Below are 22,868 nucleotides of genomic sequence, written 5' to 3'. Positions count from 1 at the left end.
GCATCACCGCTGGGTTGCAGCAGAAGCCGCTGTGACGGGGGCGGGTGCCGGTGCGCTGTACACCGAGACCTTCTGCCCCGGCGACAAGACATGCACCCCGGCACTCACCACCTTTTGGCCCACGCTCAGGCCAGACGCGATCACCACCTCATTGCCATCGACCGTGCTCACTTGCACGGGCTGCAAACGCACCGTCATGGTCGCTTCGTCCAACACCCAAACCGCACTGCCTGCACCTTCCTGGCGAAGCGCGCTGGTGGGCAGCTTGATGACTTGTGCTGTGCGCGGTGCCTCATCGGCCGCCAGCACCGTCAGTGTGGCGCCCAAAGGCAGGCGATCCGCCGCCTCCAGCGCCAGCTTGACCGTGTAAGTGCGGGTCACCGGATCGGCCCCAGCCCCCACTTCGCGCACCCGGCCTTTAAAGATCTGGCCCGTCCCCGGCCAGACCGCCTGCATGGTTTGTCCGGGCTTGATCGCCAAAATGGCCTGATCCGACACTGCAAACACCGCATCGCGCGGGCCGTCATGCGCCAGACGCACCACCGGCTGCCCGGCCGACACCACTTGGCCGATTTCAGCATCCACAGCGGTGATCACCCCCGCAGCCGTGGCTTGCAACTTTGCATAGCCCGCCTGATTGCTTTGGGCCTGGGCCTGCGCCTTGACCTGCGCCAACGTGGCTTCGGCCGCTTTCAGACTGGCTTCGCGGCGCTCTAACTCCACGCCGCTGATGAAGTTTTGAGCCTTCAATGCTTCGAAACGCTTGAACTCGGCGGCCGCCAAATCGCGCTGGGTCTGGGCGGCTGTCACACCGGCCAAGGCCGCCTGCGCCCCCAATTGGTAATCCTGCGCATCTATTTGGGCCAGCACCTGACCTGCGCCCACACGCTGACCGGCCTCGGCCTGGCGCTGCACCAGTTTGCCCCCCACCCGAAAACCCAGACGCGACTCGACCCGGGCACGCACTTCGGCGGCGTATTCACCCTGGGCATTGAGCACCGAGCTACCCACCGTGAGCAGCTTGACTGAGCGAACCGGCTCCTGAACCGCCTCCTGTCGCGAACAGGCCGACAACAAAGCCACCGCCGTGAACGCCGAAACCACACTCAAGCGAAGCGCCCAACGCCCTGGCCCTTGAGGCAAAGAGAAATGAAACATGGAAAAACCACCCTGAAATTAATGACTGACTGGTTAGTAATTTAAGCAAAGCCCTGCATTCTGTCAAGCGACAATATGCCTACACATGCCCGCCTCCACTCTTTTGACCCGCAAGCAACTGCCTCTTTTACGCGGCGTTTCGCGCTCGTTTTACCTGACGATCCGCCTGCTGCCACCCGCCCTGCAAGGCCCCATTGCGGTGGGCTATCTGCTGGCCCGGGCCACCGACACCGTGGCCGACACCACGGCCCAGCCTGCCGCCGAACGCCTGGCATTGCTGTCTGGCCTGGCCCAAGCGATTCAATCACCCGCAGGGTCCCTGCAAGCAATCCAGAGCCTGCTCAGCGAGTTTGCCCGCCACCAAACCGACCCGCATGAGCGGGCGCTGATGCAGGCCCTGCCCGACTGCCTGCCCCTGCTGCACGACCTGGCCCCCGACGACCAGGCCAGTGTGCGCTGGGTGCTGGGCCACATCACACGCGGGCAGGTGCTGGATGTTCAGCGCTTTGGCCAAGGGCCTGCAGCCTTGGCGACCGAATTTGAACTGGACGACTACACCTGGCTCGTGGCCGGTTGCGTGGGCGAGTTCTGGACCGAGCTGTGCGAGCGTCACCTGCCCGGCTTTGCCACCCAAAGCGCAGACGCCATGCGTCTGGCAGGCCGAGCCTATGGCATGGGCCTGCAAAGGCTCAACATCCTGCGCGACGCCGGGGCCGACCTGGCTGCGGGCCGCTGCTACTTGCCTGAGGCGCGCCTGGCCCCACTGGGCCTGAGCCCCGAGCAGCTCAGGCAAGCCGCTCGCACGGGTGATGCCGCTACACTGCAACTATTGGTCCCCTTGTGGGGCGAGTACCTGCAGCAAACCCACACCCAACTGAGCGAAGGCCTGCATTACAGCCAATGCCTGAGCAGCCGCCGCCTGCGCCTGGCCTGCGCTTTGCCCGCCCTGATCGGCGCCCGCACTGTGGCCCTGCTGCGCCAGGCCGGCCCGCAAGCCCTGACCCAGCGCGTGAAAATGCCGCGCCACGAAATGCGCGCCTTGCTCTGGCGGCTGATTTGGCGGCTGGCCTCGCCCCATGCCCTGGACCGAGAATTTCAGAGCCTTTCGCAGTGAGACAATCCCAGCCCATGAGCCCGCAAGACTACGTCCAGCAAAAAGCCGCCGCCTCGGGCAGCAGCTTCTATTACGCCTTCCTGTTTTTGCCCCCCGAGCGGCGTGCGGCCATCACCGCCTTTTATGCGTTTTGCCGCGAAGTGGACGACGTGGTCGATGAAATCAAAGACCCCAGCGTGGCTGCCACCAAACTCGCCTGGTGGCAAAAAGAAGTGCAACAAGCCTATGCAGGCCAGCCCAGCCACCCGGTCATGCACGCCCTCATGCCCCTGGCCCCTGCCTTCGGCATTGAAAGCCGCCACCTGATGGCCGTGATCGAAGGCTGCCAGATGGACCTGAACCAAACCCGTTATCTGGACTTTGCGGGCCTCACGACCTACTGCCACCTGGTGGCCGGTGTGGTGGGCGAAGTCGCCGCCCGCATCTTTGGCCAGACCGACGAGGCCACCACCGCCTACGCCCACAAGCTGGGCCTGGCTTTTCAGATGACCAACATCATCCGCGACGTGGGCGAAGACGCCATGCGCGGGCGCATCTACCTGCCGCTGGACGAGCAGCAACGCTTTGGCGTCAAAGCCCAAGACCTGATGCAACGCGACTATTCAGACCGCTTCACCGCGCTGATGAAGTTCCAGACCGACCGCGCCCACGCCCTGTACGACGAAGCCCTGGCCCTGCTGCCTGTGGCCGACCGCCGCGCCCAAAAACCCGGCCTGATGATGGCCAGCATCTACCGCACCTTGCTGCGCGAAATCGAAGCCTCGGGCTTTCAGGTGCTGCACCAGCGCATCGCGCTCACGCCGCTGCGCAAACTGTGGCTGGCGTGGAAGATGCAGGCGCTGGGGCGGTTTTGAGGACGTGGGGCACGCCCCTGTGAAAGAGCGAGTTTGGCCCTCATGCAGCGCACGAGGGCCTCAAACCTTCAACCGCAAGCGCCGACGTATCCGCACTGTGTACAAAAGTCGCAGCCATCCTTGCGAATCACAGCGTGCGCCCCGCAATCGGGACATTTTTTTCCTGCCATGACCCTTAGCCCCTTGGGCTCCACAGGCGTGGCGAGCGGCACATCTTGCACAGCCAGGGGCAAAGCCAACTGTTCGGGCGACTCGTTGCGCCGTGCACGCAAAGCCAGAATGTTCTGCACCGCAAAAGCAATGGCGGCCACTTCGGAGTCGTGCCACAACGGGATGCGGGTGCCGTCTTCCCGGACTTTGTGTCCATGGCGCACGGGGCCACGGTCCCAGGCCACCTTGCACATGTCACTCAGCGCTCGCTCCAGAAAGCCGCCGCGCGCCGCCAGTGACAACAAGCGCATGCTGGCCGTGATCCACTGCTGCGACTCACCACTTTGGCCCACGGGCATGAAAAACTCGATGGCCCGGTCCACACTGCCTTGACCATCGGCACGCGGCACGGGCAAAAAGGAAACGATCAGGTACAAGGTCTTGTGACCTTCGTGGGTCCAGTACTCGATTTTTTCGGCCACTGCATCCAGCGCACCTTTGGGACGGCTTTCGATCACGGTGCGCATTGGGTCCACTGCAGCGGCAGGCGTGGCTGCTGCAGGCGGCGGAGCCTTGTCGGGCGTCAGCGCAAGCACCGAACCCAAAATAGCATTGGGCCGGTAAGTGGCCAATCCCTTGAGCCCCGCACGCCAGGCCTGCAGATACAGGCCCTTGAAATCTTCATAGGGGTAATCGGCGGGCACATTCACCGTTTTGGAGATGGCGGTGTCCACGAACGGCTGCACCGCCTCCATCATGGCAATGTGCTCGTTGGCGCTCATGTCCATGGCACCCACGAATGCGGCAGGCAAATGCGCCATGTCGCCACCCAGCGCCCGGTACAGGCGCCAGGCGTGGTCCTGCACTTCGTACTCGGTGCGCGTCCCGTCGGCCTCGCGCTTTTTGCGGGTGTAGGTCCACGAAAACGCGGGCTCGATGCCATTGGACGCGTTGTCGGCAAAGGCCAGGCTCACCGTGCCCGTGGGCGCGATCGACAGCAAATGGCTGTTGCGGATGCCGTGCGCCCGTATATCTGCCCGGATCGCCTCAGGCAAGCGGCTGGCAAAAGTGCCCTCGACCAGGTAAACATCGGCATCAAACAAGGCAAAGGCGCCCTTCTCGCGTGCCAGATCGACCGATGCGGTGTAAGCGGCATTGCGCATGCAGCGGGCAATTTGTTGCGCCATGTCACGCCCTTCGGGGGCGTTGTAGCGCAGGCCCAGCATGACCAGTGCATCGCCCAGCCCCGTGAAACCCACGCCAATGCGGCGCTTGGCCTGGGCTTCCTGCTCTTGCTCGGGCAAAGGCCAATGCGTCAGGTCCAACACGTTGTCCAGTGCGCGCACCTGCAAGGCCACGCTTTGGGCAAAGGCCTCAAAGTCAAACGCAGCCTCGCCCCCATGCCCAAAAGGATGGCGCACAAAACGCGGCAGGATCACCGGGCCAAGGTCACAGCAGCCGTAAGGCGGCAGGGGCTGTTCGCCGCAAGGATTGGTCGCGCTGATCGATTCGATGGCGCGCAGATTGTTGTCGCGGTTGATCAGGTCCAGAAACAAAATGCCAGGCTCTGCAAAGTCGTAGGCCGAACGCATGATGGTGTCCCACAAGTCACGCGCACGCAGACTTTGGTACACCCATTGGCCGTCATCGCGTGGATGGGCGCCCTGCTGGATCTGATCGTGCCCAGGGTGGGCGGCGTGCACCAAGTCCCAGCTGCGGTCGCCTTGCACTGCTTCGATGAAGGCGTCACTCACGCCCACCGACACGTTGAAGTTGTTCCACCGCCCTGGCGTGCGCTTGGCGGTGATGAACGCCATGACGTCCGGGTGGTCGATGCGCAGCACGCCCATTTGCGCGCCGCGCCGGGCACCTGCGCTTTCCACGGTGGCACACGACTGGTCAAACACATTGATGTAACTGCAAGGCCCCGACGCCGTGGAAGCCGTGGCCTTGACCCTTGCCCCCTTGGGTCGAATTCGGGAAAAGTCATAACCCACGCCCCCGCCCCGGCGCATGGTCTCGGCCGCCTCGCGCAGCGCCTCGTAAATGCCGGGATAGCCGCCCTCGTCACGCCCCTGAATGCAGTCGCCCACGGGCTGCACAAAGCAGTTGATCAAGGTCGCGGCAATGCCGGTGCCTGCAGCGCTCATGATGCGGCCTGCGCCGATGGCACCCGCCTCCAGATTGCGCCGGAACTTCTGCTCGTATTCGGCCCGCAGCTCGGGCTTTTCCACACTGGCCAATGCGCGGGCCACACGGTCAAACAATTCCTCAATGCTGCTTTCATCGTCCTTGAGGTATTTTTCCTTCAGCACATCCCTGCTGATGGGCTGTGGCGGCAGCTGCGGCAAGGCGCCGGACAACTGGGGGTCTTCAGCAGCTCGGTTCATTCGGTTTTCCATCAAGTGATCACAGCAGTTTGTCCTTGAGGCTACCGACACCCTGCGGGCCATGGTTTGCCATTTGTCAAAAAAATCTGCATCTGTGGTTTGCGCATACGCCAGTTGACTGCCGCGCGCAAAGACCGGCCTCATATTTGCCAGTATCTACCGCAGTCTGCTGCGCGAGATCGAAGCTTCGGGCTATAAGTTGCTGCAGCAGCGCATTGCGCTTACGCCGCTGCGCAAGCTCTGGCTGGCTTGGAAGATGCAGGCGCTGGGGCGGTTTTGAGGCGCTGCGCATCCGTCACTTCAATCGGGTGAAACATCCTCATCGGTCACCGGGGCGCTGAGCCGTTGAACCGTCAAAGCGCAGCGCTGTTCGATCAACATCACAATGCGCTCCACCACGGCATTTCCGGCAAATGGGGTGTGGGTGGCTTGCTGGCGTGAGCGGGCGGCACCGGGCAGTGCTTTGGCCAATTCCAAGATGCGTTTTCTGGCCGCTGCCTTGGCCAGCCCTGCACTTTGCGCAAACTGCTCCCAATGCCGTGCCTGAACTTCGCTGAACTTGTATTGGCTGCCGATCTTCATGGCCATCTTGGGCGTCAGCGTCGGATACACAGCCGTTGAGAGCAGGTCATAAAACGGTGCCAAAACAGGCGTCTGACCCGCATACAACAGCGAGAAATTCTTGGCATGGGCATCGTGGTTGCCGATCAAGGCATTGAAGATCACAGCATCGAACAAACGCAAAACGTGGGGCGCACTGGGGCGCGTGACACGGCGAACGAGATCGAAACACTGAGCCAAGTCCGGACCACCTTCGTTTTGGTATTTCATTTCAGGCACCACGCCCAGCGACTGGCAAAAGTCCTCTTGGTGCACACGCAACAGATGCCCTTGCGCGTCCAGGGTTCGGTCATAGCGCTCCACCAACAAGAAGGGACGGTCCAAGACCGCATGCATTGTTGACTTGGCGGGTCTCAGATGCATGGCTTCGGCCAGCGCCATGCAAAAACCCTCGTTGATCACGCTGTCCTCCACGGCATGAATCGGCGGCTTCAAGATGTGAGAGCTGGGCGTGCCGTTGCGCGGCAAACCTATACGCTCCCCATCAAAAACGACCGGTAGTTTGTCCTGCGCACCGGCCAGGGAAAGCCGCAACCCATCCTGCCCCGCCAGCATGGGGCGACGCGGCAACTCGTCCAGGATGGCCACGACCTCCCCGTCACTCAGCCATTGCACATCGTCAGCGCTGCTGGGCACAGGCGGGGTCTGCCCTGGCACCAGAAAGGTCACGGCCCCGGCACATTCACCACCGATATGGTCCAACAAGGCGTAATCGTTTTGACCCGAAATCTGCAATTGCCGCGCAATCACGCGGCGCAGCTGCCCCTCGGGCAGCAGACCCGCAAAGAAGGGGCGGCTTTGGTGGTCATCAAAGGGCTCCGCCCGCAGCGGCAGCGAAACGGAAAGCGCCACCGCATTCGACTTGCCAAGCCAAGCCGGGTCGTAGCGGAAATTCAGACGACCATCCCGCAAGAACAGGGTGCCCACATGATCGGCAAACAGCCAGACCTCCAGTTCATGCGCCATCGTCAGATCCTTCACGTTGCGCTCCAGCCATGACACCCGGTAAACCATTCAAGGCAATTTCGCCACCCAATGCGTCGATGACGCGAAGCACCTGTGCCAGTCGCACCGAGGGCTTGCCTGCCTCCAGTTCCACCACAAAGCGCACGCCCACCCCGGCCGCCAGGGCCAACTGAGGCTGCGTGAGCGCCAACTGCTTGCGGGCAGTGCGGATGGCTTCACCCAATTGCTGGGGTGTGTGAATGCTGGTCATGGCTTATTGAATTTCCCGTTCAGGAAATTTTGCATAAAAACGCACTTCAAGGCAAGATTTATTTCCCGAACGGGAATTTTTTGACCATGATTGACTTGCGCAACTCAAAAATTTCCCGTTCGGGATATTTAGCATTTCAAAGGATGTAACAACTGCCATCTTCCCTTGCGCGCAAGCTGTGCCTGGCGTGGAAGATCCAAGCACTGGGACGGTTTTGAATTCACCACGCATAATTAACAATAAAAATTTATTGTTTCAAGATAATTTTTTGTTGCAATACATTGAACATCATGATCCAATGCACTCCTTTTAATGAAAACCAAAGGAGTACATATGTCACCCATCTGCAAACTGGCCATATCGGCTTTTACTTTCTCTGTGCTCGCTGCATGCGGTGGCGGCAGTGACGCTGTTGCAGTCAACACCGCCGAAGGCATCTGGCAAGGACCGTCATCAACGGGTGCCACCGTGAAAGTGGCCATTTTGGAAAACGGCGAGTCATGGGGCGGTGCCACCCTGGGCAACACTTGGGTGAGCGCGCTGGCTGGCACGGCCACCGGCAAGGACACGACATTCACGGCTTCGGGTTCCGAGTTTGATTTCGGATCCAACACGGTCGGAACAGGAAGCTTTTCTGGCACGGTGAGACAAAAGCAGCGCATTCAGGCCACCAGCAGCACAGGCAGCACGGTCAATCTTGCCTACAACAATGACTACGATCAGGCCGTCACAGCAGCAGAAATCGCAGGCAGTTACACCTTGTCTGGGCGGACTGCTCGTTATTCGATCCCCGCAATGACATTCACCATTGGTGCCACCGGCAACTTCACCATCGTAGACAGAAGTTGCACAACGACAGGGACAGCCACGCCACGCGCTTCAGGCAAAGCCATCGTGAATGTGAGCGTCAGCGGAACGGGCAACTGCATCTTGGGCAATGGTGTCACCCTGAACGGCATTGCAGTGCTTGACAAAAAGACCACACCCCAAACCCTCATGTTCATCGCACTGAACAGCACAAAAACAGACGGCTTGGTACTGATTGGCCAAAAGAACTGAGCCTGCCAGCCATCGGTCGTTGACGTGCAAACGTCAAGCGACTGATCAAGATGGATGACCTATTCAAGGAGACATGAATGAATACCCCCACATCACTCACCTCCCCCCACCACGCAGATCTGCGCCGCAAAGTCATCTCAGTCATCTGGTCCTTACGGATCGTGGCTTGCATTTACACCGCATGGGTGTTCTGGCTGATCGTCCGCCCCCTGCGGGATACACAGGCGTTCTTGCAACGTGTGGGCAAGTATTGGCAGCGCGACATGAGCGCTGCGCAAGACTGGCAAGTCTGGAGCGTGGTGACGTTGGACCTGGCGCTGTGGTCATTGCTACCGGTGGCCATCGTTTGCTGGTGGCTGGCATCACGGCATTTGCTGCGCGACATGAGCATGAGCACCCAATCCAGCACATGGCTGAGGCGTGGCGCCTGGGCAGGTCTGATCTGCACTGTGCTGAGCATCCTCACCCGCCCTTTCATCAGTTACCTCTACACCCTGCATCTGCCTGCTGCTTCGCAACTTTGGCTTTGGAACATCAACCCCAATGACTTGTTGGGCCTGTTGATTTGCGGCGTCTTGCTCATGCTGTCTTACCTGATGGCCTGGATGTCAGAAATCGCCGAAGAAAACAAGGCGTTTGTCTGATGCCCATCGTCGTTCAACTCGACCTGATGCTGGCCCGCCGCAAGATGCGCTCACGCGATCTGGCCGCCGCCGTCGGCATCACCGAAGTCAACATCTCCTTGCTCAAGTCCGGCAAGGTCAAAGGTGTGCGCTTTGACACGCTGGAGCGCATCTGCGAAGTCCTGCAATGCCAGCCGGGGGATTTGTTGGTTCATGAACCTGAAGCACCAGTGAAAACAAGCACCCCATGAATCACCGTCCAACTCCTCCCATTTGGAACAACCATGACGATATGCGCTACCGGCGCAAGCTCATGCTTTTGTGCGGTTTATCGCCCTTGCTCAGCTCATGTGCGACAGACTTTTCCCAACACAAAAACACATCGCCCACCGAACTGGCCAGGCAGCTTGGCATCTGTTCAACCAGTTATGCGACGCTCAAACACGGTCAAATGGATCAAATCCAAACGGTTTCGGGGTGTTCCAACAAACACCCGCTGACTGCGGATGCCATTTTCCAGGCGGCATCTCTGACCAAGCCTGTCACGGCCTATGCGGCACTGCAATGGGTACTTGCGGGCAAGCTGGATTTGACAAAACCTGTCTCGCACTACCTGCCCAAGGGTTACATACATTTCCATAAAGTTCTGGCAAGGACCGTCAACGATCCTCACGATGTGATGCCGCCCAGCGCACTGGCACGTATCCCGCTGGGCACCTTGCTCAACCACACCTCGGGCTTACCCAATTGGTCGAGCCAAGCCATGAAGCCAAGCCCTGCCCCCGGCCAGCTTTGGCAATATTCCGGTGAGGGCTACATGCTTTTGCAAGGTGTCCTGGAAGCCGTCAGCGGGCAACATTTCAGCGACTTCATGGATTCGCAAGTTTTCACACCCTTGGACATGAATCACTCCAGCTTGGTCTGGCATGAACAACACCACAGCGAAGTCCACTCAGACGCAATCCCTGGGCTGTGGGCACCACGCCCAGGCAAGTTCAAGCACGCTCTGGCCGCCGCATCGCTGTACACCACGGCCCCGGATTACGGCAAGTTTATTTGTGCGGTCTTGCGACAGGAAAAACTCCTCGCGCTGACTTTGTCATCACCGGTCAAGGTGGACCGATCACTCGGCCTCGAATGGGGATATGGCTGGGGCATCGAGCGCAGCAACAACGGGCCTCACCTTTGGCACTGGGGCAACAACCCAGGGTTTCGTTCATTCGCCATGTTCTCACCGGTGTCTGGCAATGGATTGGTTGCATTCACCAACCACCACCAAGGCATCAAAATGGCGGCCCGCATCGCGCAGGACGTCCTGCCCGGCGAACACCAAGCCTTCAACTTTCACATGGTTTCTTGAGCTTTGGAACAGGCGACATGATGATCCGACTGCGCACCCTCACACTCCTTTTGACCTTGGCCCTCTTGAGTGGTTGCGGCATGCTGCACAGCGTGGCGCAAAGCGGCAAATTGCTCACCCCTGAAAGTTTTGGCCTGATCCGCATTGCGCCCCATCTGTATGTCGAGGCCGGGGCCGATGAAGCCACACAGGGCCGACTGCGCGCAGACATGGACCGCGCCGAAGAGGCCATCCGCAGGGCCTTCGGCAGCGTCAGCGGAAGCCCCACCGTGCATGCATGCGTCACCGAAAAATGCTATGCCGCCTTCGGCGGGCGAGGTTCCGTGGCCAGGGTCTTTGGCCAACGCATCTTGCTGTCGCCGCGTGGCTTGAACTGGCACTTTCTGGCGCACGAATGGTCACACGCAGAAATGAGCACACGTTTGACCCTGTTTGCGTGGAAACGCACGCCCTCGTGGTTTGACGAAGGTCTGGCCGTGACCATCAGCGAAGCGCCCGAGCATTCAGAAAATCATTGGCAATTTCTGATCAGCACCCACATCCCCCGGCCCACACGCGATGAGTTGCTGACCTATCAATCCTTGCAGCAATGGCAGGCTGGCGTTCACCGCTTTGGTGACGACAAAAACTTTGAACGCGTGGCCCAAGGCCAGCCCGCCCTCAGCCCCGTTTATGCCGCTGCCGGGCATGAAGTGCGCCCCTGGCTGGCCCAAGTGGGCAGCCAGGGCTTGCTGCACTTGATTCAGCGGATGAATCAGGGTTCTGACTTTGATTCCGCATATCAACCCAATCCCAAACAACCGTAGCGCATGGCCAATGAATTGCCAAGCCCAGCAAATTTTCCCAACTCAACACCGCTGCAGACCTCCATGAGCCCAAAACGCCATGCCCGTCCTATTCAACGATTAATCTCTATCGGCATCGCTTGCACGCTGACCACTTGCAGCACCACGGCACAACAGGGTTTACAAGCCGTAGGGGGCCTGTTGGTTCACGAAAACTACAAAGAGCAAAGCAAACGACTTTGCGCACAACAAACCGACAGTGCCTTGCGCTTCCAATGCGAGCAGAAGGCGCAAAAAGATTTTGAAAAATTTCAACAACAAACAGGGGGGAAACCATGATGAGGAACACACCGACCAGTGCCTTCAAACGTCTGACACGATGGGGCTTAAGCGCCTTGATCGCCGCACTGGCCGGTTGCGCCAGCGTGCCCATACCCTCCACCAACGCCGCGCCGGCCTTGATTCCGATAAGAAACTTTGTGGCGGACTGGAACGGCTCCGGGGCTTACCAAATTTCGCCGGATGGTAAACGCGTCATGTGGTCCGCACGCCTGGGCCTAGGCCAAGGGTTGTTCATCAAGGACTTGTCCAATGGCAGACTTCAATCCTACAAAATTCCATTAACTGGGATTTGGGCCAACGACAGTCGCCACATTCTGTTCAATATGCACGGGGGTGACGAGAATAGCCAGGTTCTGGCTCTGGACACGCACCAATCCAGCACGGTGGCTCGGAACCTGACGCCATTTCCGGGTTCAGCCTCACACCTGCTGAAACAACTCCCTGGGAGCAACGACCTGATCATCGTCAGCAACCGGCGTGACGCCAAGTTCGATGATGTGTACCGCTACGCCATGGACAGCGGCGAGCTGAAACTGCTGGCCACCAACCCTGGCCATGTGGGCCAATGGCTGGTCAACGACGATGGCGAAGTCATTGGGCGCGACCGACTCGAAGGAGAGGAATGGGTTTTCGAAACCCCTGGAGAAACACCTGAAAAGGTCTGGACCCGCCGCTTTCGCGTCAGCCACTTCGACACCGTCAAACCTGTGGGTCCCAGCGCCACGTTCGGCCACTGGTGGGCCTTGTCCAACCGAGGGCGAGACAAGCTGGCGCTGGTCGAGATCGACCTGCGCGATGGCGCCGAAAGGGTCGAATATGCCGATCCCAAGGCAGACGTGACCAGTTGGTCATGGAGCCGTCAGCAACAACGACCAAGGGCCGCCGTGTCTGAACCCGACACACAGCAATGGCATGCCTTTGACCCGGCGTTCCATCAAGCCGTGCAAAAACTCAAGGGGCAAAGCGATGCACGGATTGAGATCAACAACCTGAGCGACGACGAGCGCTGGATGAGCGCCACCGTGACCCGCCACAACGGCGGCGAGCATGTGCTCTATGACCTGCAAACGCAGACCTTTGAGGTGCTCGCCCAACTGGGCCGCAGCCGCATGAATGCCATCAGCCCATTGCCTCCGCAGGAGCCCGTCACCTTCAAAAGCCGCGATGGCCTGGACCTGCATGGCTATCTGAGCTTGCCGCCAGGTGTGGCCAAGCCCTACCCCGCCGTGGTTTATGTGCATGGCGGGCCATGGGCTCGTGATCTGCACCAAAGCAACGACCCGATGCTGCCCTTTTTGACCAACAGGGGCTATGCCGTGCTGCAAGTCAACTACCGGGGCTCCAGCGGTTATGGCAAAGCCTTCATGAACGCGGCTCAAGGCGAATTTGCAGGCAAGATGCACAGCGACCTGACCGACGCAGTGGATGCACTTGTAGCCCAAGGCATGGTGGACCCCAAACGCGTGGCCATCAGCGGTGCCAGTTATGGCGGCTACGCCAGCCTGGTGGGCATGACGCACACGCCGGGCCGATTTCGCTGCGCCATCAGCAGTGTGGGCGTGACCGATATTGCCGCCCTGCTGAACGACGCACCGCCTTATTGGGAATTGAGCAAGCCCAAATGGATTCGCTACGTGGGTGACCCGGCAGACCCCGCCCAACGCGCCGCCATGCAAGAGCGTTCACCGCTGTTCAAAGCTGACCAAGTGCAGGGGCCCATTTTGCTGATGCACGGCATGCACGACCCTCGCGTCAAAGTCAGCCAGTCGCTGCAAATGGCCGAGGCCCTGCGGGCGAACGGCAAACCGGTTGAACTGGTGTTGTTCGACAAGGCCGGACACGGTTTTCATCGGTGGCAGGACAACATGGTCGCCTACCGCAAAACTGAAGACTTTCTGGCCAGCTGCCTAGGCGGGCGCACATCTGGGTTTGATTTCTTTGAACTCGGGGCCAAGTTGTTTTGACAACCAAGAGCACCTCAAACCGTATCCCCGTTGATACGGTCAATTGAAGGCCACCCCTGTTTTGCGACGATCTTGAAAGTCACCTCGGCCTTGGGCATTAGGCTGCACGCGCTGCCCGCTCAACCCGTCTGATTCATGCGCCTGACGGATGCTCACGTCAGGGCTTTATCCTTCATGGCAAAGCCCGCACGCGCATTTGCCCCTCGCGCGCCATGCAGGCCTGCAGCCAGCCTGACACCGCCGGGTATTGCGCCAGCAAGCCTGGGGCCGGGCGAATCCAGTTGGCCACGCTGGCCACACACACATCGGCCACGGTGAAACGATCGGCCGCCAAATGCGCCTGGCCCCTGGCGTGCTGGGCTTGCAGATGCGCCTCCAGCACGGCCAGCGGCACCTTCAAGCGGTTTTCAGCTTGCTCGGACAGCTCGGGCTTGCGCTGGTCGGCGGGCATGGCCATGCGGTGCATGAGCACCGTGAGCGCGTCTTTTTCAAGCTCGGTCACCGTCCAGAAGCTCCAGCGCAGGGCTTCGGCTTCTTCGCGGGGCGTGGCGGGGCTGATCGACTGGCCATCGGCTGTGCCGTGCACGCGCGCAATGTAGAGCGCGCAGGCCATGCTTTCCCACACGGTGACCGTGCCTTCGGGCCGCTCGTCACACAGCACCGGAATGTGGCCGTTGGGGTTGAGCGCCAAAAACTCGGGCGTGCGTGTCGCGCCCGCTTTGTAGGTCATGGCGATGTGCTCAAAGGGCACACCCAACTCCAGTGCGGCCCACAAGGGCCGCGCGGCACGGGATGCGCTGATGCCGTAAATTTTCAAAGTCATGTGGGCTTTCGCGGTGGTTCGTAATCAGGCCAGCTGGCGCACAGCGCGTGCAAGTCCGGCACGTCCAGATGTGGTCGCATGTCGCCATGGGTCCAGTCGTGGCCTTCGCGGTTGAGCCAAGCCACTTGCATGCCTGCAGCCAATGCGCCCACGCAGTCGGCGTGCGCGTCGTCGCCAATGTGCAGCACCTCATGCGGCTGCACACCCGCCGCTGCGGCGCCCGCCACAAAAATGCGCAAGTCCGGCTTGGCCACGCCCAGCGACTGGGCACTCACGCTGGCGTGAAAGTGCTGGCCAATGCCCACGCGGTGCACATCGGCGTTGCCGTTGGACAGCGCCACCACCGGCATGCGCTGGCTCCAAAACGCCAGCGCAGGCAGCGCATCGTCAAACAAATCAACCCGTTGGCGCTCGGCAAAAAACACCTCAAAAGCCGCCTCGGCCAGGTGCACGGGCTCCCCGGCTTGATGCAGCAAGGCGCGGATCGACTCCCGGCGCAAAAACGACAAATCATGCGCACGGTCGGCATGGCGGGCATTGATCTCGGCGCGAACGGCTTTTTTGAGTTCTGCGTCGGCCGACAGCGCTGCGGCGCCAGGGGCGTGGGTGTTCAGCCAGGTCTGTAAAACCACCTCGGCACGGCCAATCGTGGGCCAAACGGGCCACAATGTGTCGTCCAGATCGAGGGTAATGGCTTTGATTCGGGAAATGTCAATCATGGTGGTGGGAGAATACCGCATGGCATTTCAAAAAGAACCCTCCTTCCAGCATGGTCAGGCCGCCCGCACAGCGGTGCTGTACTGCAACCTGGGCACACCCAGCGCCCCCACGGCCCCTGCACTGCGCAAATACCTGGCCGAGTTTCTGGGCGACAGCCGCGTGGTGGAGATTCCCAAACCCATCTGGTGGTTGATCCTGCACGGCATCATCTTGCGCGTGCGCCCGGCCAAATCGGCCGCCAAATACGCCAGCATCTGGACCGAGCAGGGCTCACCCCTCAAAGCCTTCACCGAACAACAAGCCCAATCGCTGGGCACTGCCTTGCAAGAGCGTGGCCACCATGTGGCCGTGCGTTACGCCATGCGCTACGGCCAGCCGTCCATCCCGGCGCAGCTCGACGCCTTGAAGGCCGAAGGCGTGCAGCGCGTGCTCATCGTGCCCGCCTACCCGCAATACAGTGGCACCACCACGGCCAGTGTGTTTGACGCGGTGTACCGCTGGGGCCTCAAAACGCGGCTCATCCCCGAGATGCGCTTTGTCAACCACTACCACGACGACCCGCGCTACATCGCCTCGCTGGCGCAAACGGTGCGTGAACACTGGGCCACCCACGGCCGGGCCGAGCAACTGGTCATGAGCTTTCACGGCGTGCCCGAGCGCACTTTGCAGCTGGGTGACCCTTATCACTGCGAATGCATGAAAACCGGCCGCTTGCTGGCCGAAGCGCTGAACCTGACCAAAGACCAGTACAAACTCACCTTCCAGTCGCGCTTTGGCAAGGCCAAGTGGCTGGAGCCCTACACCGAGCCCACCTTGGTGGCCATGGCCGGGCAAGGCGTGAAAAAAGTCGATGTGATCTGCCCGGGCTTCACCAGCGACTGCCTGGAAACGCTGGAAGAGATCCAGCAAGAAGCGCAAGAAGCGTTTTTGCACGCAGGCGGCGAAAGCTTCAGCTACATCCCCTGCCTGAACAACCACGCGCAGTGGATCGAGGCACTGGCCGACATCAGCCTGGACCACATGCAGGCCTGGAACTTGTCAGCGCCTGATGCGAAGGCGCTGACCGCGAGTCGGGCTCGGGCTTTGGCCCACGGCTCGAAGGTTTGAGCTTTTCATGGGTGTTGCTGCGAGCTGCCGCTCGTGAAAGTGGGCCTGTCGCACCTCAGGCTTTCGGCCGCAGGGGCAGCCTCCCACACAAATAAAATGAACCGGTCCTCGTGGAAGCGAGCCCCTGCTCGCGAATATCAGCCATTGCCATTGCTCTCTTTGAAGCGCGGGATTTTTTCAAAACCTGAAAGCTGAACGCTTGGGCATCTGGCGTTCATCATCCGCTTCAAGTCGATTCGATGAACTCGGTCACCCATTCGAGTTGCTGCAGCACATTCAGCGCCGGGGCATGACCACAGCCGGGCACCTCGATGTGCTTGAGCAAGCCGCGTGCGCCCGGGCCCCGGCGGCGCATCTCCGCAGCAGTTTCGGGCAGCACCAAGTCCGACGTCACGCCGCGCAGCAGCAGCACAGGCAGATTCAGGGCGTCGTAATGCGGCCAAATCAGGTAATCGTCAGGGTGCACCGTCAGCTGCAAGGCCATGGCCGGGTCGTAATGCGGTGTGATGCGGCCATTGGGCAGGCGGCGCACCGAGGTCTCGGTCAGGCGACGCCATTGAGCCTCACTGAGCCAACCAAAGGGCTGATAGACCTGCCGCAAAAAAGCCTCCAGCTCGGTCACTGTGGCAAAGCTCGGCGGGCTGCCCGCGTAGGTTTTGATGCGCTCAATGGCTGCGCCAGCCAACTCGGGCGCGTTGTCGTTCAGCGTCAAACTCAAAATGCGGTGCTTGAGCGTGGGCTCCAGCAAGCCGGAGGCGCACACCGTGCCGATCGCCCCGCCCATGGAGGTGCCCACCCAATGCACCGCCCGCAGTTGCAGCTTGTCCATCAGTTCACGCGCCAGACGGGCGTAAAAGGCCAGGCAGTATTCATTTTCAGGATCGGCGCTCCACTGCGACAAACCTCGACCCACGGTGTCTGGGCAAATCACGCGCCAGCCGCGTGCGCTCAAGTGCGCAGCTAGCTCGTCCATGTCGCGGCCGGTGCGGGCCAAACCGTGCCAGGCGATCACCGTGCCCTTTTCCGCCTGACCCCAATCGGTGTAATGGATTTCCAAGCCGGCGCATTGAATGTATTGGGATGTGAAGCTCATGACGCCTCCTCAAGGCCAGGCTTTTTGGACGACTGCTTCAAGGCGGCGCGGGTGCGCAAGCGCCCCACCACCCCGGTCGGGAAGTAATACACCGACAACACAAACAACAAGCCCAACCAAAGCAGCCAACGGTCGGGCGACAACAGTGCCGACAACAAAGGCAGCGCCGTTGTGGCTTCACTGGCCAGGCGCAGCAGGTCTTGCAAATAGCTTTGCGCCAGCAAAAAAAGCACCGAGCCAATCGCCGCGCCATAGACCGTGCCCATGCCGCCGATCACCACGATCAAGAGCACGTCCATCATGATTTCAAAACTCAGCGAAGTGTCGGGCCCGTTGTAGCGCAGCCAAAGCGCCAGCATGGCCCCGGCCACACAGGCAAACAAGGCCGACAGCACGCTCGACAGCGTGCGGTACACCACCACCCGGTAGCCAATGGCTTCGGCCCGGAACTCGTTTTCGCGGATGGCCTGCAAGACCCGTCCAAATGGCGAATTGACGATGCGCAGCATGGCCAGCAGCATGCCCAAAGCCAGCACAAACAGCAGGTAATAAGACAGCAAACGCCCGTCGAGTGACACGCCCCAAAAAGGCTCGTCGCTGAACTCGGTGCCCGGCGACAAGAGCTCGGGCACCTTGAAACTCAAGCCGTCTTCACCCCCTGTGAAGTCCGACAGCTGAGAGGCCAGGGTCTGAAAAGCAGCGGCCACGGCGAGCGTGATCATGGCGAAAAAGATCGCCCGCACCCGCAGCGAAAACAGGCCAATGGCCAAAGAAAAAACCAGCGTAACGCCCAGGGACAACACAAAACCCAAGCCGATGGCACCCCAGGTCGGCCCCCAGGTGTTCGACGAGATCGCGATGCCATAGGCCCCAATGCCAAAGAACATGGTGTGGGCAAAACTCACGATGCCGGTGTACCCCAGCAACAAATCAAAGCCGACCACCAGCACCACAAAAATCAGCACCTTGGCCGCCACCGACAAGGCCTTGACACCCGGAAACAAAAACGGTGCAAAGGCCAGGCCCAACAAAATCACGACCAGCACCGCAGCGAGCAAACGGCTGCGCGGCTGGTCGTTGGAAATCAAACGGTTCAACATGCCCTGCCCCTTTAGCGGTTGGCCACGGGGTAGACCCCCTGAGGACGCCACAGCAAAATCGCCGCCATCAGCGCAATGTTGGAAAACAGCGCGACCTTGGGGGCCAAAAAACCGGTGTAGTTGGCCATCAGACCCACCAGCAAAGCGCCAATCAAGGCCCCACCCGTGGAGCCCAGCCCACCGATGATGATGACGATGAAGATCAACACATTGACCTGCGCGCCCATTTGCGGCACCACGTTTTGCTGGTACAGACCCCACATCACGCCGCCCAGGCCCGCCAGCGCACTGCCCACCACGAACACGCCCACAAACAGGCGCTGAATGCGGTAACCGAGCGACTCGACCATCTCGCGGTTTTGCACCCCGGCGCGAATCAGCAAACCGATCTTGGTGCGACCCAACACCCACATCTGCAAAGCCAAGACAGCCAAACCCACCACCACGGCCAGCAAACGGTATTTTTCAATGGCCGCGTCGCCCCACAATACCGAGCCGCGCATGGCTTCGGGCAAAGGCAAGGCGATCTGCAGCGGCCCCCAGATGACCTTGATGAGTTCTTCGCCAATGATCATGCCACCCATGGTGATCAGGATCTGCTTGAGGTGCTGGCCATAAACCGGCCGCACGATGAAACACTCAAACGCCAGACCTACGGCGGCTGCCACGGCCATCGCGATCAACATGGCAGGTAACACCGCCACCATGTTGCGCCACCACTCGCCCGAGCCGGTCCAGTCGCCCATAGCGCCCAGCACACTGGTGGCCACAAAAGCCCCCAGGGCGATGAACAGGCCGTGGCCAAAGTTCAGCACATCCATCAGGCCAAACACCAGCGTCAGGCCCGAAGCCATGATGAAAATGATCATGCCCATGGCCAGACCCGCCACCGTGAGCGTGAGCCAAGTGGAGCCTGAGCCGATCAAGGGAAACGCCAGCAAAGCCAGCAGCGGCACCAGCAGCAAAGGACGGATGTCCACGTCTTGAAACAACTTCATAAAGCCAGCCCCAACAAGGATTGTTGCAAGGCCGTGTCTTCGGCCAGCGCCTGCATGCGGCCCGCATGCACCACACGGCCGTTGTCCATCACCGCCACGCTATCGCCCAACTGCTGGGCAAAGTGGATGTTTTGCTCCACCAACAAAATCGTCACACCACTGGCCTTGAGCTGCTGGAAGGCTTCGATCATGTTCTGGATGATGGCCGGGGCCAGGCCCTTGCTGGGCTCGTCGATGATGAGCAAATCCCGCGGCTCCACAATGGACCGTGACACCGCCAACATCTGCTTTTGCCCGCCCGAAAGCTTGCCCGCCGGGTGGTTCCAGAACTTCTCCACTGCGGGGAAGAGTTTGAAAATCCACTGCAGCAGGGCTTCGTCCATTTGGGCCGCGTGCTGGGCGCTGCGGGCGGCCAGCAGCATGTTTTCCTTCACGGTCAGGTCCGAGAAGATGCCCATGTTTTCAGGCACATAGGCGATGTTTTTTTGCGCAATGGCGGGCGTATTGAGCTGCGTGATGTCTTCACCGCCAAAGCTGATGCGCCCTTGCGAGGCGGGCCACAGGCCCATGATGGTGCGCAGCGTGGTGGTTTTGCCCGCGCCGTTGCGGCCCAGCAGCAAAGTCAGCTCACCACGCGGCACGACCAAATCCACCCCATGCAGGATGTGGTAAGCCCCGATGTGCGTGTGCACGCCTTCGAGTTTCAGCAAATGCGTACTCATGTCAGGCTTGTTCATGCGGCCACCTTCGCTTTGCCCATGTAAGCCTCTTGCACGATGGACGAGGCCATCACCTCACCCGGTTCGCCATCGGCCACCAGCGCGCCGTTGTGCAGCACGATGATGCGGTCGGCCAGTTCACGCACCACGTCCATCTTGTGCTCCACCAACAAGATGGTTTTGGTTTTGTCTTTCTTCAGCTGGCGAATCAGGTCGAGGATGACCGGTGCTTCGTCGTGGCTCATGCCGGCTGTCGGCTCGTCGAACATGTAGACCGCCGGTTCAAGCGCCATCAAGAGCGCCACTTCGAGCTTGCGTTGGTCGCCGTGCGGCAGACTGGCCACCGGGGCGTCCTGCTGCGCGCTCATCGACACGGATTGCAAAATCTCCAAAGCACGCTGAGTCAATGCCGCGTGGTCGCTCCAGATGCTCCACAGGTTCAGGCCCCGGCGGTGCGCACCCTCTTTCGTGGCCTGCACCGCCAAACGCACGTTCTCCAGCACCGACAGGTTCGGGAACAAATTGGTCAGCTGAAAGGCACGACCCAAACCTGCGCGGGTGCGCGCCGAAGCACTCAAACCGCTCAGCTCGCGCCCGTTCAGATGAACCGTGCCCGCACTGGCAGGCAACTGCCCCGAGATCAGGTTGAAGTAAGTCGTTTTGCCTGCCCCGTTGGGGCCGACGATGGCCGTGAGCGTGCCGGGCGCAAAGCGGCACGAAACCGCATTCACGGCCACATGACCGCCGAACCGCACAGTCAGGTTTTGGGTTTCGAGCATGAGATCAATTTAAAAAACAACAAGCACCGCCATCGCGTGCAAAGCGTGGCGATCCAAGGCATCGCCACGCCCATGAAACGAACCCGATCAGCGCTTGTTGCGGATCGGCACGTTCATTTCTTCGGGCTTGATCTCACGAATGAGCTCAGGCACGCCCCAGGCAAAAGCCGGATCGATCTTGATCTTGAAGTGGTACATGCTCTGCATCGCCTGGTGGTCTTCCTTGCGGAAGGTCATCTTGCCTTTGGGCGTGTCAAAGCTCATGCCTTCCATGGTGCTGATGAGCTTGTTGGTGTTGGTGTCGCCGTTGGTCTTTTTCAGCGCCGTGACCAAAGCCATCGCAGCCGAGAAGCCACCTGCGGTGAAGAAGTCAGGTGGCGACTTGAACTGCTGGTAGTGCGAAGCCACCATGGCGTCGTTCACCGGGTTCTTGGGCATGCCAAAGTAATAGTAGGCCGCGCCTTCCATGCCTGGGAACTGCTTGTAAGCCACCATGGCGGGCAAGATGTTGCCGCCTGTAGCGATTTCGATGCCGTGGCGCTTCAAGTCCATGTCAGCGATCTTGAAGGGGTTGCCGCCGGCCCAGATGATGAAAATGATCTTGCGGCCGGGCAAACCCTTGAGCTTGTCGATCATGCGCTGCGCTCCAGCCGTGAAATCGGTGGTGGCGGGCGGCAGGTACTCTTCGTGAACGACCTTGGCTTTCTTGATCGCGTCTTTGTAGGCTTTGACGCCGTCACGTCCAAAGGCCGAATCCTGCGCCATGGTGACGATGCTCACGCCTTCCTTGTCCACTGCCACCGCATTCGAGATGGCGTCCTGGCTGCTGTTGCGTCCGGTACGGAAAATGTATTTGTTCCATTTGTCGCCCGTGATCGAGTCGGCCACGGCAGGCTCAACCAACAAAATCTTCTTGTACTCCTCGGCCACCGGCAGCATGGCCAGCGCAACAGGCGAAGCGGTCGGGCCTACAGCCAGGTCCACCTTGTCGTCGCCGTAGGCCGCAGCCAATAAATTCTTGCCCAGGTCTGGCTTGCCTTGGTCGTCTTTTTCGATCACAACGATCTTGCGGCCATTGATGGTCATGCTGCCACCCGTGGCGTAACTCAGACCCATCATCAAACCGGTTTGGGTTTGCTTGCCGTAGGCTTCCAGTGGACCGGTCTTGCTGTAGATGTGGGCGATCTTGATGTCTTTGCCTTGGGCCATGGCAACCAGAGGCAAGGCAGCGATCAAGGGCAAGGCGGCCAAGGAAGTGAGGTGTCGACGGAACATGGGATCTCCTGTTGGAAGTGTCGTGATCTGCTTTTTGCATACACAGTCTTGCACAAGCCGTGCCAGTACCTGCACAGGCAGCACTTCATCCTAAACCCTTGTCAGGTCGAAGATTTTTTGGGCTCTGATGAATTTCAAGTGGGTTGCCCAGCATGAGGATTGATAGCGTGGAAGTCGAGTCTCCCGGCGATCAAGAAGATGACAGTCTTGATCGTTGTGATTCGCGTAAACCCACGCGCACGACGCTTGGATGCCTGGAACAAACCGTTGATGGCTTCGAGGAATCCGTTGGTCTGGCGTGTCTGCGCCCAGGCCACGATGCCTTCCATATGAGCGCGGATCATCTTGGCAACGTCCTTCATCGGTTCGACCTTGGAGCGCATCACGCATGTGCACCAGTGATCCAGCATGGTTCGCACAACGTTGATCTGCTTTCGATCAAGGATCTCACGCAACTGCTCTTTGTAGGACCACGCCCTGGCCGTGCGTTTGACGGTCATCTTGGCCATCAACGCATCCAGTTCAGCTGCCGCCTCCGGTTTGAGCTTGGCTGTGTCTTTGAGCAAAGTCCAGCGCATGCCCTTGAGAGACTTGTCGGTCTTCTGCTCGATCCGGCGC

General features: G+C 60.1%; 23 protein-coding genes and 1 pseudogene. 11 read left to right on the top strand and 13 right to left on the bottom strand.

Annotated features, from left to right (window positions below; translation table 11 throughout):
• Nucleotides 1–3 precede the first annotated feature (3 nt).
• The gene (locus tag AMM33_RS13750) at nt 4–1,158 is read right to left on the bottom strand and encodes an efflux RND transporter periplasmic adaptor subunit (RefSeq protein ID WP_090141882.1); all 1,155 of its coding nucleotides are present in this window, start codon (nt 1,156–1,158) and stop codon (nt 4–6) included.
• 85 nt (nt 1,159–1,243) lie between these two features.
• On the opposite strand from AMM33_RS13750, the gene AMM33_RS13745 reads away from it, so the two are divergent.
• The gene (locus tag AMM33_RS13745) at nt 1,244–2,272 is read left to right on the top strand and encodes a phytoene/squalene synthase family protein (protein ID WP_090141881.1); all 1,029 of its coding nucleotides are present in this window, start codon (nt 1,244–1,246) and stop codon (nt 2,270–2,272) included.
• A gap of 14 nt (nt 2,273–2,286) precedes the next feature.
• Nucleotides 2,287–3,126 (top strand): presqualene diphosphate synthase HpnD, encoded by an 840-nt coding sequence (hpnD, locus tag AMM33_RS13740; RefSeq protein ID WP_090141880.1) that lies wholly within the window; start codon nt 2,287–2,289, stop codon nt 3,124–3,126.
• A gap of 68 nt (nt 3,127–3,194) precedes the next feature.
• On the opposite strand, the gene AMM33_RS13735 is transcribed toward hpnD, so the two are convergent.
• Nucleotides 3,195–5,666, bottom strand: coding sequence for an adenosylcobalamin-dependent ribonucleoside-diphosphate reductase (locus AMM33_RS13735; RefSeq protein WP_090141879.1), 2,472 nt, complete (start codon nt 5,664–5,666; stop codon nt 3,195–3,197).
• A 130-nt stretch (nt 5,667–5,796) separates the two neighbouring features.
• Here AMM33_RS13735 and AMM33_RS22485 point away from each other — a divergent pair.
• Nucleotides 5,797–5,946, top strand: a pseudogene (locus AMM33_RS22485) (squalene synthase HpnD); the annotation flags it as partial.
• Between the two features lie 20 nt (nt 5,947–5,966).
• Here the strand turns inward: AMM33_RS22485 and AMM33_RS13730 are convergent.
• Both AMM33_RS13730 and AMM33_RS13725 read right to left on the bottom strand, forming a co-directional pair.
• Complete coding sequence (locus tag AMM33_RS13730; RefSeq protein ID WP_228768133.1) at nt 5,967–7,268, bottom strand: type II toxin-antitoxin system HipA family toxin; 1,302 nt, start codon at nt 7,266–7,268, stop codon at nt 5,967–5,969.
• Complete coding sequence (locus AMM33_RS13725; RefSeq protein WP_090141877.1) at nt 7,243–7,503, bottom strand: helix-turn-helix transcriptional regulator; 261 nt, start codon at nt 7,501–7,503, stop codon at nt 7,243–7,245. Before AMM33_RS13725 ends, AMM33_RS13730 begins: the two co-directional genes overlap by 26 nt.
• Nucleotides 7,504–7,836: 333 nt before the next feature.
• On the opposite strand from AMM33_RS13725, the gene AMM33_RS13720 reads away from it, so the two are divergent.
• From AMM33_RS13720 to AMM33_RS13695, 7 genes are all read left to right on the top strand, one after another.
• Complete coding sequence (locus AMM33_RS13720; protein ID WP_090141876.1) at nt 7,837–8,562, top strand: hypothetical protein; 726 nt, start codon at nt 7,837–7,839, stop codon at nt 8,560–8,562.
• Nucleotides 8,563–8,639: 77 nt separating this feature from the next.
• Complete coding sequence (locus AMM33_RS13715) at nt 8,640–9,206, top strand: hypothetical protein (protein ID WP_090141875.1); 567 nt, start codon at nt 8,640–8,642, stop codon at nt 9,204–9,206.
• Nucleotides 9,206–9,436 (top strand): helix-turn-helix domain-containing protein, encoded by a 231-nt coding sequence (locus tag AMM33_RS13710; protein WP_090141874.1) that lies wholly within the window; start codon nt 9,206–9,208, stop codon nt 9,434–9,436. The genes AMM33_RS13715 and AMM33_RS13710 overlap by 1 nt, the downstream gene beginning before the upstream one ends.
• Nucleotides 9,437–9,636: 200 nt before the next feature.
• On the top strand, nt 9,637–10,545 hold the full coding sequence (locus AMM33_RS13705) for a serine hydrolase domain-containing protein (protein ID WP_194945460.1): 909 nt from the start codon (nt 9,637–9,639) through the stop codon (nt 10,543–10,545).
• Between the two features lie 17 nt (nt 10,546–10,562).
• A complete protein-coding gene (locus AMM33_RS13700) occupies nt 10,563–11,351 on the top strand; it encodes a hypothetical protein (protein WP_194945459.1) in 789 nt (262 codons plus the stop codon).
• A 3-nt stretch (nt 11,352–11,354) separates the two neighbouring features.
• Complete coding sequence (locus AMM33_RS22030) at nt 11,355–11,669, top strand: hypothetical protein (RefSeq protein WP_194945458.1); 315 nt, start codon at nt 11,355–11,357, stop codon at nt 11,667–11,669.
• Nucleotides 11,666–13,636 (top strand): S9 family peptidase, encoded by a 1,971-nt coding sequence (locus AMM33_RS13695; RefSeq protein ID WP_090141871.1) that lies wholly within the window; start codon nt 11,666–11,668, stop codon nt 13,634–13,636. The genes AMM33_RS22030 and AMM33_RS13695 overlap by 4 nt, the downstream gene beginning before the upstream one ends.
• Nucleotides 13,637–13,808: 172 nt before the next feature.
• On the opposite strand, the gene AMM33_RS13690 is transcribed toward AMM33_RS13695, so the two are convergent.
• Both AMM33_RS13690 and AMM33_RS13685 read right to left on the bottom strand, forming a co-directional pair.
• On the bottom strand, nt 13,809–14,459 hold the full coding sequence (locus AMM33_RS13690; RefSeq protein ID WP_090141870.1) for a glutathione S-transferase family protein: 651 nt from the start codon (nt 14,457–14,459) through the stop codon (nt 13,809–13,811).
• Entirely contained in the window at nt 14,456–15,178 is a 723-nt protein-coding gene (locus tag AMM33_RS13685; RefSeq protein WP_090141869.1) for an HAD family hydrolase, read from the bottom strand. Before AMM33_RS13685 ends, AMM33_RS13690 begins: the two co-directional genes overlap by 4 nt.
• Nucleotides 15,179–15,197: 19 nt before the next feature.
• Between AMM33_RS13685 and hemH the strand changes: the two genes are divergently transcribed.
• Complete coding sequence (gene hemH / locus AMM33_RS13680; protein ID WP_090141952.1) at nt 15,198–16,286, top strand: ferrochelatase; 1,089 nt, start codon at nt 15,198–15,200, stop codon at nt 16,284–16,286.
• Nucleotides 16,287–16,512: 226 nt separating this feature from the next.
• Here hemH and AMM33_RS13675 read toward each other — a convergent pair whose 3' ends face one another.
• The 7 genes from AMM33_RS13675 to AMM33_RS13645 all read right to left on the bottom strand — a co-directional run.
• The gene (locus AMM33_RS13675) at nt 16,513–17,379 is read right to left on the bottom strand and encodes an alpha/beta fold hydrolase (protein WP_090141868.1); all 867 of its coding nucleotides are present in this window, start codon (nt 17,377–17,379) and stop codon (nt 16,513–16,515) included.
• Nucleotides 17,376–18,479, bottom strand: coding sequence for a branched-chain amino acid ABC transporter permease (locus tag AMM33_RS13670; protein ID WP_090141867.1), 1,104 nt, complete (start codon nt 18,477–18,479; stop codon nt 17,376–17,378). The genes AMM33_RS13675 and AMM33_RS13670 overlap by 4 nt, the downstream gene beginning before the upstream one ends.
• Before the next feature lie 11 nt (nt 18,480–18,490).
• Nucleotides 18,491–19,477 (bottom strand): branched-chain amino acid ABC transporter permease, encoded by a 987-nt coding sequence (locus AMM33_RS13665; RefSeq protein ID WP_090141866.1) that lies wholly within the window; start codon nt 19,475–19,477, stop codon nt 18,491–18,493.
• Nucleotides 19,474–20,199 carry an ABC transporter ATP-binding protein gene (locus AMM33_RS13660; protein ID WP_090141951.1) on the bottom strand — a complete coding sequence of 242 codons (726 nt, stop codon included), beginning with the start codon at nt 20,197–20,199 and terminating at the stop codon, nt 19,474–19,476. The genes AMM33_RS13665 and AMM33_RS13660 overlap by 4 nt, the downstream gene beginning before the upstream one ends.
• A gap of 11 nt (nt 20,200–20,210) precedes the next feature.
• The gene (locus tag AMM33_RS13655; protein ID WP_090141865.1) at nt 20,211–20,975 is read right to left on the bottom strand and encodes an ABC transporter ATP-binding protein; all 765 of its coding nucleotides are present in this window, start codon (nt 20,973–20,975) and stop codon (nt 20,211–20,213) included.
• A gap of 87 nt (nt 20,976–21,062) precedes the next feature.
• Nucleotides 21,063–22,250 (bottom strand): substrate-binding domain-containing protein, encoded by a 1,188-nt coding sequence (locus AMM33_RS13650; protein WP_090141864.1) that lies wholly within the window; start codon nt 22,248–22,250, stop codon nt 21,063–21,065.
• Nucleotides 22,251–22,384: 134 nt separating this feature from the next.
• A partial coding sequence (locus AMM33_RS13645) for a transposase (protein ID WP_194945457.1) occupies nt 22,385–22,868 on the bottom strand: 484 nt, incomplete at its 5' end.

Origin of the sequence: Limnohabitans sp. DM1 (assembly GCF_001269385.1) — a bacterium.
In the GTDB taxonomy this organism is placed as follows: Bacteria; Pseudomonadota; Gammaproteobacteria; order Burkholderiales; family Burkholderiaceae_C; genus Limnohabitans_A.
The sequence above is the reverse complement of the archived record's forward strand: the minus strand, read 5'-3'. Positions and strand labels throughout refer to the sequence as shown.